The organism is Roseovarius faecimaris (assembly GCF_009762325.1).
Classification (GTDB): Bacteria; Pseudomonadota; Alphaproteobacteria; order Rhodobacterales; family Rhodobacteraceae; genus Roseovarius; species Roseovarius faecimaris.
The window spans coordinates 2286021-2299565 of record NZ_CP034348.1; the positions used below are offsets into that span (position 1 = coordinate 2286021).

The window sequence follows — 13545 nt, forward strand, 5'->3', positions numbered from 1 at the left end:
ATGCCGATCACCACCTGCATTTTCGACGCCTATGGCACGCTCTTCGACGTGGCCGCCGCCGCCCGGATTGCCGCGGCGGAGCCCGGGCGCGAAAGCTTTGCCAAGAGCTGGCCGCAGATTGCCCAAAACTGGCGGCTCAAACAGTTGCAATATACCTGGCTGCGCGCGGTCATGGGCCAGCACTGCGATTTCTGGGATGTAACGCAGGACGGGCTGGACTGGGCGCTGGAGGCCGAGGGGCTGGACGGGGACGCCGAGCTGCGCGCGCGGCTGTTGCAGCTTTACTGGGAACTGGAGGCCTATCCGGAAGTGCCCGCCATGCTGGCCAAGCTCAAGGACAAGGGGCTGAACACGGCGATCCTGTCCAATGGCTCGCCGAAAATGCTGGACGGGGCGGTGCAGTCGGCCGGGATCGGCGCGCTGCTGGATGACGTGCTGTCGGTCGAGAGCGTGGGCATCTTCAAACCCGCCGACGCGGTCTATGACCTGGTCTGCGGCCGGTTCGGGTGTGTGCGCGACGAGGTGCTCTTTGTGTCCTCCAACGGCTGGGACGCGGCGGCGGCGGCAGGCTATGGCTTTGCCACGGTCTGGGTCAACCGCGCGGGCGAACCGGTGGACCGCCTGCCCGCCCGTCCGCATCATTTCCTGTCCGATCTCGCCGGCATCCCGGAGCTGACCTGATGGCCAGATTTACCACCTCTGACGGCCTGTCCCTGCATTACGAGGATGAGGGCGACGGTCCTGCCGTGCTCTGCCTGGCGGGGCTGACGCGCAACGTCACGGATTTCACCTATCTGGTGCCGCATCTGCCCGACCATCGCGTGATCCGCATGGATTACCGCGGGCGCGGGCAGTCGGAATATGCCGAGGATTTCATGAGCTACAACATCCTGCGCGAGGGGCAGGACGCGGTGGAACTGATGGACCATCTGGGGCTTGAGCGCGTGACGCTGATGGGCACCTCGCGCGGCGGGCTGATCGCCATGGCGCTGAGCGTCACGCATCCCGGGCGCATGAATGGCGTGATCCTGAACGATATCGGCCCGGAGGTAACGGATCTGGGGATCGCGCGGATCATGGCCTATGTGGGGCTTGAGCCGCCGTATGAAACCCTGGATCAGGCGGCGGAGGCGCTGAAGGCCGGGTTTGCCGAAAGCTTTCCGGATGTGCCGCTGAGCCGCTGGCGCGAGCAGGCGGAGTTCATGTGGTATGACAAACCCGGCGGCGGTGTGGGCATCCGCTATGACACCAAGCTGCGCGATGCGCTGATCGGACAGGCGGGTGTGGGCGAGGCCCCGGATCTGTGGCAGCTCTTCGATGGGCTGAAGGACCTGCCGCTGGCCTGCATCCGGGGGCAGAATTCGGACCTTTTCGCACAGGAGACCTTCGAGGCGATGGCCGCCCGGCATCCCGGCATGATCGGGGCGGTGGTGCCGGACCGCGGCCATGTGCCGTTTCTCGATGAGCCCGAGGCGCTGGCGGCGATCCGGCAATTACTGGAGCAGGTGCAATGAATATCGACATGATCCGCGCGGCGGCGCAGCGGCTTGAGGGCCATGCGCGGCGCACGCCGCTGCTCTCTTCGCCCTTTCTGGACGAAATCGCCGGGCGTCGGGTGCTGGTCAAGCCGGAATGCCTGCAACACACGGGCAGCTTCAAGTATCGCGGCGGGCGCGCGGCGGTTTCGGCGCTCGACGCGGATCTGCGGGCGCGCGGCGTGCTGGCGTTTTCGTCGGGCAACCATGCGCAGGGGGTGGCGCTGGCGGCGCGGGAATTCGGCGTGCCGGCGGTGATCATCATGCCCGCCGATGCGCCGACGCTGAAGATCGAGAACACCCGTGCTTTGGGGGCCGAGGTGGTGCTCTATGACCGCGCGGGCGGTGAAAGCCGCGAGGCGGTGGGCGACAGGATCAAGGCCGAGCGCGGCCTCACGCTGATCAAGCCTTATGACGAGCCGGAGGTGATCGCAGGACAAGGTACGACGGGGCTGGAAATAGCCGAGCAAGCCCGTTTGGCGGGCGTGGCCGAGGCCGATGTGCTGGTCTGTTGCGGTGGCGGCGGGCTGACCTCGGGCATCGCGCTGGCGCTGGAGGCCGAGGCGCCGGGCCTGCGGGCGCGGCCCTGCGAGCCGGAGGGGTTTGACGACGCCACCCGCTCGCTCGCCTCGGGTCATATCGAGGAGAACGACGCGCCATCGGGCAATATCTGCGACGCGATCCTGACGCCCTCGCCCGGGCAGATCACCTTTCCGATCATGCAGCGGCTGTGCGGGCCGGGTCTGGTGGTTTCGGAGGATGAGGCGATGCAGGCCATGGCGCTCGCGTTTCAGCGGCTGAAACTGGTGGCCGAGCCGGGCGGCGCGGTGGCGCTTGCCGCTGCCTTGTTCCGCGCCGACCAGATTGAAGGTGACGCGGTGATCTGCACGATCTCGGGCGGAAATGTGGATGCCGGGCTTTTTGCCGAGGCCCTGACGCGGTTTGGCGGGTGAGCGAGGAAGGCCCGTTTTGAGCCCATTTTATGGGATGCAGCAGCTTCTACGAAGCACCGCTTTGTCTGGGCGAGGCCTGGACATTGAGCATGCTGCGCGGAAGCTCCCGCGTGTCTTGGAAGATCATCCCGTTCCAAGCGGGCAAAGCGCACTGCAAGGTCTCGCGCTCAGGTCCTTCGCTTGAACAACGCTCGGAGGCGCTGGCCGATCCCACCACGTAACGCTCTGGAGCCGGAGGGGATCATATCGACGCGGACCCGGCTGGCCTCTTCGGCAATGGTGAGACTGTAGCTGGTCGTGAAGAAATAGCCGCGTGTCGGGAAAGACGTGCGCAAGCGAGTCTCGGGCGTCTCCGAAAACAGCTTTCTCAACAGACTGAAAGCCAACCGGGTGGATAACCGGGCGTTGGATTTCCGTTTCTCGGCCTCCTTGGCCATGGACACGATCTTCGCCGCACTCAGCGGCACGTCGCCATCCAGGCGCAACTCCGTCTCGCCGGGAAAGGGTGTGCCGGTCCAGCCGATGGCCCAGAGCCGGGCGCCCTGCGAATATTCTGACACTTCGTAGGTCAGAAGCTTTGTGTTCAACCGAAAGACGCCGGTGCGGCGCTGACGCGAAAGCGCGCGTATGGCTGCGTCGGCATCGTCCTGAAACAGACAACGCGGCAACGCGATATAGGCGTGACCGGACTTCAGCTTCGTCGCGAAATCGGAGCTGTATTCGTCGATACCGCTCACCTTCTCGATCTTCTCGGCCCCCAGAAGGTCCATCGCGGGTTCGGGATCGAAATCCGGAATGACAAGGAAGACCTCATCGAATTCCTCGGGGGGCTTCATCAGGGTCTGCGCCTTACGCGCGACGGGATCCCCGCGTCCGATATGGCGCGATATGTCTTCTCTACTCACTTTCGGGACGCGGCTCATCTATTCACTCTCTCGCTCCGGTGGGCGCACGACACGTTTATCAGAATGCAGGCAGACATTCGAGCAGATGCAGTGAACGGCGGCTTCGCTCCGCAGAACCGACTTAAGAGAGGGTCACCCGCCTTGGCTTGCCTCTATATGGAAACCGTGTTTCCCTCCCCGCAGCAGCCAGGGAGCGCACATGACCGAGTTCACCATTGCCAGTTTCAACGTCAAGAACCTGATCGGGCCGGACAAGGAGTATTACAAGTTCCAGACCTACACGCCCGAGGAATATGCCTGGAAAGAGGACTGGCTGGCCGATCAGCTATTGGCGCTGAACGCGGATATCATCGGCTTTCAGGAGATATTCGAGGAAGAGGCGCTGCAGGCGGTGATCGACGAGGCGGACCGGCGCGCCGATGAGATCAATGCCGTCGCCCTGCCCGACAAGACCAAGAGCTATCGGCGCAAGGTGATTTTCCGCAAGCTGGCGGCAGGTAAATATGACGGGGCGGCCCTGGCCTTTGCCCCCAATGCCGCCGATCAGGGCATTCCCGGCCAGCGGCGGCCCGGGGTGGCGGTGCTGTCGCGCCTCGGCTTTGAGGGCGCGCCCGAGATCATCCAGGATCTTGAAACACCTGTCACCATACCGTTTCAGCCTCTGCGCGGACTGAGCGGCGAAGACGATGCCGGGCACTATGTGCTTCGCCGCCTGTCGCGGCCCATCCTCAAGGTGCGGGTGCGGGTCGGCGGACGGGTGATCACCGTGTTCAACTGCCACCTGAAGTCGAAGCTGGGCGAATATTTCAAGCCCCCCGGCGCGCCCTTTGCACCCGAGGCCGACCTGACGCGCTATGACGCGGTGGGGCGCGCTCTTGGCTCCATGCGCTCGGCGGTGCGACGGATGGCCGAGGCCTGGGTGATGCGGCGCGAGATCGTGAAGGAGATCCTCGCAGGCAACCCGGTGGTGGCGATGGGCGATTTCAACGATGGCGAACATGCGGTGAGTTCAGAGATCATCGCCGGTGAGGTGCCGTTCAAGAATTACCAATGGATGCTGCGCCACGACGCTCAGGCCTACTCGGACCGCTACACGGCCGAGGAAGATCAGCAGATCCGCGAGGATATCGAGCGGGTGCGGCTCTACTCCGCCGAAAAGCTTTTCGTGCGCAGATCCCTGCGCGACATGGTGTATACATCGGCCTTTGGCGGGGTGTTCGAAAGCATCGACCAGCTTTACCTGAGCCGCCATTTCCACCCCGACAATGACGCGCGCATCGGCGACATGACCTATTTCAGCGTGCTGAACGATCACCTGACCGATGGCTCTCACCCCGAGGCGCCCTATAACAAGCTTGCCTCGGATCACGGGCAGATCATGGCGCATATCACGCTGGCATAGCCCGGCTGACCCTCCGGAATGACGGTATTTTCACGCCTGCAAACTGGCGTTTTTGCGATGCGGGATACCTGTGTTACGCTGACCCCACTTTTTTGAAAACCTGATGATTTACAACGAGAGTGGCGGCGCGTTTGCCGGTGGGCCTGGTACAGAGTTTGGCCGCCCATAGAGACAATGGACCTATTGGACAAACGCCTTCTTGTTCTGGCGTTTATAGCGGCCCTTGGCTATGCCGTGGCGACAATCGGGATGAAACTGGCCTCGGCGCAATGGGGGCTTCTGGCGGGGATGCTGATCCTGCTGGGATTTTATGCCGCCATGCAGGCCGAAATCACCCTCATGCGCGGGGTGGAGCTCGGTGTGCTTTACCTTTTGATCATCGCGGCGGAATCCCTGATCGTGCTGGGCTATGCCTTTGCCATTGGCGAAGGTCTGAACCTGCGCGAAAGCCTGGGCGGGCTTTTGATCTTTGCCGGGGTGATGGTGGTGCTGGACTAGGCGGCGCCGCTTGGCTATGGCGCGGGGATGAGCGTGATCACCCTGCCCCACGGCCTGCGGATTGACCTGCAAGAGAGCGGCGCACCGGACGGGGCGGCGCTGGTGCTGGTGCATGAGCTGGGCACCGATCCGCGCCTCTGGGCCGGGGTTCTGGCGCAACTGCCGCCCGAGCTGCGGGTGCTCAGCCTGGCGCTGCGCGGGCATGGCCGGTCCGAGGTCCCTGCCCCGCCCTATGCGATGGGCGCGCTGGTGCGCGATGTCGAGGCGCTGCTTGATCATATGGGGCTGGGCGATACGGTCTTGGCCGGGCTCGGGCTGGGCGGAATGGTGGCGCAGGGGCTCGCGGTGAAGCGGCTGGATCAGGTGCGCGCACTGGTGCTGAGCGGCACAGCCGCAAAGCTGGGGCGGCCCGAGCTCTGGCAACGGCGCGCCGCACTGGCCCTGGAGGGTGGGATGGAGGCCGTCGCCGAAGAGTTGTTGCCGCGCTGGACAGGGCGCAAGACGCCGCTGGAGGCCGCCACTCAGATGCGCGCGATGCTGCTCGATTGCCCGGCGCAGGGCTATGCGGGCGGTGCGATGGCGATTGCGGGTACGGATTTCTATACGCCGACATCGGGCCTGCGCCTGCCGGTGCTCGGGCTGGCAGGCAGCGAGGATTACGAAACCCCACCGGATTTGCAGCGCGAGACGGTGGAGCTGATCCCCGGCGCGCGGTTTGAACTGCTGCGCGGCGCGGGGCATCTGGCCTGCCTGGAGCAGCCGGAGGGCTTTGCCGGGGCGCTGACGCAGTTTCTGCGCGAAATCGGGCATCTGTAACGTAACGCCATTTCGGGGAACAAATTTCTGAGACAGAAATTTGAGCAGAAAATGCGCACATTTTCTGAGCCCCAAGATGACCAAAGCGACATGATCCTGTCGTAAAGCGCAAGGCACGCCCGAACGGGCCCGGCATACCTTTGGGATATGACCGCCCTGTCCGACACTCTGCCCAATGCCCGCAGCCGCGCGATGGGGTTGATGATTTTCAGCTCTGTCCTGATCAGCTTTGGCGGGCTGATGATCCGCCTGATGCAGGAGGCCGATGTCTGGCAGATCAGCCTCTATCGCTCGCTCGCGCTGTTGTGCACGGTCAGCCTGCTGATGGGCTGGCGCTATGGCCGCGCAGCGCCGCGCAAGACGCTGGCGATCGGCCGGCCGGGGCTTCTGGCGGGATGCATGATGGCGGGTGCGACGCTGAGCTTTTTGCAGTCGATCACCAACACCACCGTGGCCAACACGCTCTTCATGCTGAGCGCCATTCCCTTTCTGACTGCGGGGCTGGCCTGGCTGTTGCTGGGGGAGCGGCTGCGCCGGGCCACGCTGCTCACCATGCTCAGCGCCGTGGCTGGGATCACGGTGATGGTCGCGGGCGGGATCGGCGCGGGCTCGCTTTACGGCAATCTGATGGGCTTTGTCTGTGCCTCCTGCTTTTCCGGATATGCCATCGTTGTGCGGCAGCACCGCGAGGTGGAGATGCTGCCGGTGCTGATGGTGTCAGCCAGCCTGATCGTGTGTCTGTCGCTGGTGCTGCGCTGGGGCGATCTGGCGATCCCCTGGCATGACATCGCGCTGTGTTTCATCATCGGCGGGGTGCTCTCGGGCGGGGCGAATGCCCTCTTTCTGATCGCGGCGAAACATCTGGCGGCCGCCGAACTGACGCTGATCATGCTGCTGGAATTCGCCCTTGGCCCGCTTTGGGTGTGGCTTTTCCTGAGCGAGGTGCCCAAGGCCGCCACCATCGTCGGCGGGGCGATTGTGATCGGGTCGGTTGCGGTGCGGGCCCTGACCGAGCTGCGCCGCGGCAGGCAACGACGGCCCCGGCCCCCTCTTGCGCCCTGAACTCATTCGTTTAGCGTGGCACGGACCGAACCGGAGAGCCTGATGCGCGCGCGCCTGCCGACGATTTTCATCCTTGTGACGGTGATGCTCGATGCGATGGGGATCGGGCTGATCCTGCCGGTGATGCCGGACCTGATCCAGGAGGTGCGCGGCGCGGGGCTGGCCAATGCCGCGCTCTGGGGCGGGGTTCTGTCGACGACCTTCGCCGTCATGCAATTTGGTTTCGGGCCGGTGATCGGCAACCTGTCGGACCGGTTCGGGCGGCGGCCCGTGCTGCTGATCTCGCTCGCCGTCATGGCCGCCGATTACGTGGTCATGGCGCTGGCGGGCACGATCTGGCTGCTGCTGATCGGACGGATCGTAGGCGGGATCACGGCGGCGACCCACGCCACCGCGATGGCGTTCATGTCCGATATCCAGCCGCGCGACAAACGCGGACAGGGCTTCGGCCTGATCTCGGCGGCCTTTGGCATGGGGTTTGTTCTGGGGCCCGCGATCGGCGGCTGGCTCGGCGATGTGGGCACGCGCGCGCCCTTCTATGCCGCTGCCGCCCTTGCCGCGCTCAACTTTGCCTTCGGGTATTTCATCCTGCCCGAGACGCTGCCCCCCGAAAAACGAAGGGCCTTTGCCTGGCGCAGGGCCAACCCGTTTGGCGCGTTGATGAACCTGCGGCATCTGCCCGGGCAGCTCAGGCTGATCGTGGTCACCTTTCTCTACACGCTCAGCTTCAACGTCTACCCGGCGGTCTGGGCCTATTTCACCCAGGCGCAGTTTCAGTGGGACACGCGGATGGTGGGGATTTCGCTGACCGTCTATGGCCTTTCGCTGGCCGTGGTGCAGGCGGGGCTGATCCGGCTGGTGCTGGCACGGCTGGGAGAGCGGCGGACCGTCATCCTGGGCTTCGGCTTTGCGATTGTATCCTATGTCTGGCTGACGGTGCTGACCAATGGCTGGGTGGTGCTGGCCCTGATCCCGGTTTCCGCCTTCGCAGCCATGGCCACGCCTGCCTTGCAGGCGCTGATGTCGCGCGACACACCCGACGATGCGCAGGGCGAGTTGCAAGGCGTGCTGTCGAGCGTCAATGCGCTGGCCATGATCCTCTCACCGATGCTGATGACCGGGGTGTTCTATGCCTTCACCGCCAAGACCGCCCCGATCTATCTGCCCGGCGCGCCCTTTGCCGCCTCGCTGGTGCTGGCGGTGGTGGCCTTGTGGCTGTTTCTCGGGCGACGGCGCATTCGCGCTTGATTGCCGGGGCAAGCTGAGGTCAGGCTGAGCGTCAAACCTGAGGGAGAGGGAATCATGCCAAGCATCAAAGCCGCGGTGTGCCACGCATTCGGAGAGCCGCTGACGATCGAAGAGGTCAGCCTGCGCGCGCCACAGATGGGCGAGGTGGAGGTGGAGCTGCATGCGGTGGCCATCTGCCATTCGGATATTTCCTTTGCCGACGGGGCCTGGGGCGGGTCGCTGCCGGCGGTCTATGGCCATGAGGCGGCAGGGCGGATTACCGCGCTTGGCGACGGGGTGCGCGGCCTGAGCCTGGGCGATCCGGTGGTGGTCACGCTGATCCGGGCCTGCGCACAATGCCCAAGCTGTGGCGAGGGCCGCCCGACTGGCTGTGAGACGCCCTATGACGGCGACCACGGCCCCTTGCAGACGCTGGATGGCGGCAAGCTGCATCAGGCGATGGCCTGCGGCGCCTTTGCCGAGAAGGTGGTGGTGGACCAGAGCCAGCTTGTGAAGATCCCCGAGGGGATGGCGATGGATGCGGCCTCCCTTCTGGCCTGCGGGGTGATCACCGGAGTGGGCGCGGTGGTGAATGCCGCGCAGTTGCGCGCCGGACAGGATGTGGTGGTGATCGGGGCCGGCGGTGTCGGGCTGAACGCCATTCAGGGCGCGCGGATTGCCGGCGCGCGCCGGATCGTGGCGGTGGATATGAGCGAGGACAAGCTTGACGCCGCGATGGAGTTCGGCGCCACCGATGGCGTGCTGGCCACGGGCAAGACGCCGTGGCGCGATGCCAAGGCGGCGATAGGGCGCGGGGCCGATGCCGTTTTCGTAACCGTCGGGGCCGCCGGGGCCTATGACATCGCCCCGCGCTACCTCGCAGGAGGCGGCAAGGTGATCATGGTGGGCATGCCCGCCACGGGGGCCGAGAGCCGCTATGAGGCCGCCAACTTTGCGGCTGTCAGCCAGTCCATGGTCGGCTCGAAGATGGGCAATGTGGTGATCCGGCGCGACATCCCGTGGATGATCGACCTCTATGATCAGGGGCGGCTGAAGCTGGATGAGCTGATTTCGAACCGCTGGTCGCTGAATGAGATCAACGAGGCGATTGCCGACACCAAGAGCGGCTCGGCCCGGCGCAATGTGATTGTTCTGAAAGACTGAGACAGGGGCCCGGCCCCAGTCGGCGCCTGGCCCGGCAACCCACCAGAGGGGAGATGACATGACCGAACTTTGCTTTCTGTCCGCCACCGAGGTGCTGGCCCGGTTTCGCGACGGCACCCTGTCTCCGGTGGAGTATCTTGAGGCGCTGATCGCGCGGACGGATGCCGTGAACCCGGTGCTGAACTGCTATACCGAGACCTATTTCGACGAGGCCCGCGACCAGGCCAAGGCGGCGCAAGAGGCTTATGCCAAGGGTGACGCGCGGGCGCTGGAAGGGCTACCGGTGGCGATCAAGGATGTGCATAACTGGGAAGGCAAGCGCACGACGCAAGGCTCCTGGGCGCTGGGGCATGAGCCCGATAGCGTCACCGATCCGATCATCGAACGCCTGCTGGGCGCGGGCGCCATTGCCATTGCGCGCACCACCACGCCGGAGTTCTGCCTGGCCGGGGTGTGCTGGTCCGACCGGTATGGGATCACCCGCAACCCGCATAACCCGGCGTTTGCGCCCGGAGGCTCTTCGGGCGGGTCGGGTGCTGCGCTGGCGGCGGGCATGGTGCCGCTGGCCACGGGCACGGATATCGGCGGGTCGATCCGCATTCCGGCCTCGGCCTGTGGCCTCGTGGGCTTCAAGCCGCCGCATGGGCGCAACCCGGACGGGCCCCCCGCCTGTTTCGATCCCTACAATCACTGTGGCGTGCTGAGCCGCACGGTGGGCGATACCGCATTGGCGCAGAACGTCATTTCGGGGCCGCATCCGCGCGATCACGACAGCCTGCGCGAGCGCGTGGTCATCCCCGAACGGTTCGATCCGGCCCCGCTGCGTATCGCGTGGTCGATGGACCTGGGCTATGTGCCGGTCGATGAGGATGTGCGCGCCACGACGATGGAGGCGCTCGAGGTGTTCCGCGCGGCGGGCTGCACCGTCGAGGAGGTCGAGATCGGCTTTACCCGCGAGATGGAGGATCAGGCCATCGCCTGGTATTCGGCGATGCAATTCGGGCGGCTGCCCTTGTGGCTGCGCGAGGCGTATGGCGACCGGATGACGCCCTATGCGCTGCATGCCGCGCGCGCCTCCGAGGCATTGAGCGTGGATGAGGCGGCGCGCAGCTGGGAGGCGTGTCATGCGATGTATCAGGTCATCGGGCCACTGCTGGAACGCTATGACGTTCTGATCTGCCCGACGCTGACCTTTGCCAGCCTGAAGGCGGACCATGACCCGTTGCAGGAGGGGTTCACGGTGGCGGGCGAGGTGGTGGATGCCGAGTTTGGCTGCTACCTCGCGCATCAGTTCAACATGATGTCGAACCTGCCGGTCATGTCGGTGCCCTCGGGGCGGGACCGCAACGGCGTACCGACCGGCATTCAGATTGTCGGGCGCAGCTTTGACGATCTGACGGTGTTCCGGGCGGCGATGCTCTATGAGGCGTCCGCACCCGAACAATTCCTGCCCGGCGCAGGCATGCCGATGACGGGCTGAGGAGAACAAAATGAAGCTCAAGGATCTCGATATCATCATCACCTCGCCGCCCGCGCCGGGCTGGGGCGGGCGCTACTGGATCCTGGTCAAGCTGACCACCGAGGACGGGATCACCGGCTGGGGCGAATGCTATGCCAGCACGGTTTCCCCCGAGGCGATGCGCCCTGTGATCGAGGATGTGTTCGCGCGCCACATGGCGGGCGAAAGCCCCGAGAATATCGAGCTGATGTTCCGCAGGGTTTATTCCAGCGGCTTCACCCAGCGGCCCGATCTGACGGTGATGGGCGCGTGGTCGGGGCTGGAAATTGCCTGTTGGGACATCTTAGGCAAGGCGCGGGGGCGGCCGGTCTGGGCGCTTCTGGGCGGGAAGATGAACGCGCGCATCCGTGCCTATACCTATCTTTATCCCCTGCCCCATCACGATATCGCCGCCTTCTGGACCTCGCCCGAGATGGCCGCCGAAAGTGCGGCCGATGCGGTGGCGCGGGGGTATACGGCGGTAAAGTTCGACCCCGCCGGCCCCTACACGCTGCGCGGCGGGCATATGCCCGCGCTCACGGATATTTCGCTGAGCGTGGCGGTCTGCAAGGCGGTGCGCGAGGCGGTGGGCGACAAGGCCGATCTGCTGTTTGGCACCCACGGGCAATTCACGACCGGCGGGGCGATCCGGCTGGCCAAGGCGCTGGAGCCCTACAGCCCGCTCTGGTATGAGGAGCCCATTCCGCCCGACAATGTGGCCCAGATGGCGCGGGTGGCGGGGGCCACGTCGATCCCCGTCGCGACCGGTGAGCGGCTGACCACCAAGGCGGAGTTCGCGCCGGTCCTGCGGCAGGGGGCGGCGACGATCCTGCAACCCGCCCTGGGGCGCGCAGGGGGCATCTGGGAGATGAAGAAAGTGGCCGCCATGGCCGAGGTCTATAACGCGCAGATGGCCCCGCATCTTTATGCCGGTCCCGTGGAATGGGCGGCCAATATCGCCTTCGCGGTGTCGATCCCCAATATCCTGATGTGCGAGACGATCGAGACCCCGTTCCATGACGCGCTGATCAAGGGCTCGATCCGGGTGGAGGACGGCTTCATCACAGCTCCAGAGGCGCCGGGGCTGGGGATCGAAGTGGACGAGGCGCTGGCCCGCGCGCATCCCTTCACCGGCACGGGGCTGCATCTGGAGATGCAGGAAGCGCCCTGTGACTATGCCAATGGCAATGCGTTTCAGGGCGGGGCGCCTACGGAGGAGTGAGCGCAGGTGTAAACCCGGCCAAGGCTTGTTTTGCGCGTTCCGCCGTGAGCGGTTTGCGGGACGAAGCCGCCGTTCGTTTTTCCGGGCACTGAGCCGCGTATTGCCGACGCGCGCGGGGGCGATCCAACCGATATTCAGGGCACTTTATCCCCGCCACATCCGAACGAATTGCGAGCGGTGCGCCAAGCCGAACCCAATCGCCGCCGCGTGGGGGCGCGTCGGCGATGCGCGGCGGGCTTCGCCCTTGAGTCCGCGCTATGCGCACAGACCACATGTCCGCCAAGGGCTCGAAGCGGTCATTGAGGGAGCTTCAGAGGTCGCCTGTGCTCAAACTCAAGGCAGGACCCCCAGCCACACCCAGGCCGTGCCAATGGACAGCACGGTCGCCACCAGCACCGAGGTGGCCGCCACCCGGCGCGCGACCCCGTACATATTGGCAAAGATATAGCTGTTCACCCCCGGCGCCATGGCCGCCGTGATCACTGCCGAGCGGGTGGCGGGCGTGCTGAGATCGAACACCCAGGCAAGGCTGCGGGTGATGGCCGGGTGCACCACCAGCGCCACAAGGCAGATATAGAACACAACGCGCAGATCCCCCTCGGGCCGGTATTGCGCCAGCACCCCGCCCATGCCGAAGATTGCGGCAGGCAAAGCCGCGCGGGCCATCAGGTCAAGCCCGTCCATCAGAACGGCGGGCAGCACGAGCCCCGTGAGGTTGACGATGAAGCCAAGGCCGATCCCGATCACCAAAGCGTTGGAAAACATCGCGCGCAGCACCTTGCCCGGCACGCGCCCGCCCGGCTGACCCTGGGCGCGGACGATCTCCATCACCGTAATCCCGAGCCCGTAGCAAAACGGCGAATGCACCGCGATGATGGCGAAGTTGGCCTCCAGCGCGTCCGCGCCATAGGCGCGTTCGGTCAGCGCGAGGCCAAGCAGGACGGAGTTGGAAAACAGACAGCAGAAGCCGATCGCCACCGCCTCGTCCCAGGCGCGATGAAAAAGGAGCCTGGCCCCGAAAAGACCCAGGAAGAACCCCGCGCTGGAGCCGGTATAAAAGCTGAGCAGCAATTCCCACTCAAACACTTGCGCAAGGTCGAGCCGGGCGATGGAGAGAAAGAGCAGGCAGGGGATGGCGAAATTCTGGGTGAACTTCATCAGCCCGTCGACGCCCCCGGTCGAGAACCAGCCGACCCGCACCGCCAGATAGCCAAAGCCGATCACCGAAAAGACCGGCAGGATGACATCGAGAAGCGCCTGCAT

At 65.2% G+C, this 13545-nt stretch carries 13 protein-coding genes; 11 read left to right on the top strand and 2 right to left on the bottom strand.

The window, feature by feature from the left end; translation table 11 throughout:
- The 3 genes from EI983_RS11700 to EI983_RS11710 are packed head-to-tail and all read left to right on the top strand — an operon-like array spanning position 1 to position 2488.
- Positions 1–681 carry a haloacid dehalogenase type II gene (locus EI983_RS11700; RefSeq protein ID WP_157707571.1) on the top strand — a complete coding sequence of 227 codons (681 nt, stop codon included), beginning with the start codon at positions 1–3 and terminating at the stop codon, positions 679–681.
- Complete coding sequence (locus EI983_RS11705; protein ID WP_157707572.1) at positions 681–1514, top strand: alpha/beta fold hydrolase; 834 nt, start codon at positions 681–683, stop codon at positions 1512–1514. The genes EI983_RS11700 and EI983_RS11705 overlap by 1 nt, the downstream gene beginning before the upstream one ends.
- Positions 1511–2488, top strand: coding sequence for a threonine ammonia-lyase (locus EI983_RS11710; RefSeq protein WP_157707573.1), 978 nt, complete (start codon positions 1511–1513; stop codon positions 2486–2488). The genes EI983_RS11705 and EI983_RS11710 overlap by 4 nt, the downstream gene beginning before the upstream one ends.
- A gap of 167 nt (positions 2489–2655) precedes the next feature.
- On the opposite strand, the gene EI983_RS11715 is transcribed toward EI983_RS11710, so the two are convergent.
- Complete coding sequence (locus EI983_RS11715) at positions 2656–3411, bottom strand: hypothetical protein (protein WP_157707574.1); 756 nt, start codon at positions 3409–3411, stop codon at positions 2656–2658.
- Between the two features lie 181 nt (positions 3412–3592).
- Here EI983_RS11715 and EI983_RS11720 point away from each other — a divergent pair, with 181 nt between their 5' ends.
- The 8 genes from EI983_RS11720 (at position 3593) to EI983_RS11755 (ending at position 12282) form a co-directional block, all read left to right on the top strand.
- A complete protein-coding gene (locus EI983_RS11720) occupies positions 3593–4795 on the top strand; it encodes an endonuclease/exonuclease/phosphatase family protein (protein ID WP_157707575.1) in 1203 nt (400 codons plus the stop codon).
- Between the two features lie 174 nt (positions 4796–4969).
- Positions 4970–5293 (top strand): 5-aminolevulinate synthase, encoded by a 324-nt coding sequence (locus EI983_RS11725; protein WP_157707576.1) that lies wholly within the window; start codon positions 4970–4972, stop codon positions 5291–5293.
- Between the two features lie 27 nt (positions 5294–5320).
- Complete coding sequence (locus EI983_RS11730; RefSeq protein ID WP_157707577.1) at positions 5321–6109, top strand: alpha/beta fold hydrolase; 789 nt, start codon at positions 5321–5323, stop codon at positions 6107–6109.
- A gap of 147 nt (positions 6110–6256) precedes the next feature.
- Entirely contained in the window at positions 6257–7171 is a 915-nt protein-coding gene (locus EI983_RS11735) for a DMT family transporter (protein ID WP_157707578.1), read from the top strand.
- Positions 7172–7213: 42 nt separating this feature from the next.
- Complete coding sequence (locus EI983_RS11740) at positions 7214–8419, top strand: TCR/Tet family MFS transporter (protein WP_157709074.1); 1206 nt, start codon at positions 7214–7216, stop codon at positions 8417–8419.
- Positions 8420–8473: 54 nt separating this feature from the next.
- Positions 8474–9562: an alcohol dehydrogenase catalytic domain-containing protein gene (locus EI983_RS11745; protein WP_157707579.1), complete on the top strand. Its 1089-nt coding sequence runs from the start codon at positions 8474–8476 to the stop codon at positions 9560–9562.
- A gap of 58 nt (positions 9563–9620) precedes the next feature.
- Positions 9621–11042 (top strand): amidase, encoded by a 1422-nt coding sequence (locus tag EI983_RS11750; protein ID WP_157707580.1) that lies wholly within the window; start codon positions 9621–9623, stop codon positions 11040–11042.
- 10 nt (positions 11043–11052) lie between these two features.
- The gene (locus EI983_RS11755; protein ID WP_157707581.1) at positions 11053–12282 is read left to right on the top strand and encodes a mandelate racemase/muconate lactonizing enzyme family protein; all 1230 of its coding nucleotides are present in this window, start codon (positions 11053–11055) and stop codon (positions 12280–12282) included.
- Between the two features lie 333 nt (positions 12283–12615).
- Here the strand turns inward: EI983_RS11755 and EI983_RS11760 are convergent, their stop codons facing one another.
- Entirely contained in the window at positions 12616–13545 is a 930-nt protein-coding gene (locus EI983_RS11760; RefSeq protein ID WP_157707582.1) for an AEC family transporter, read from the bottom strand.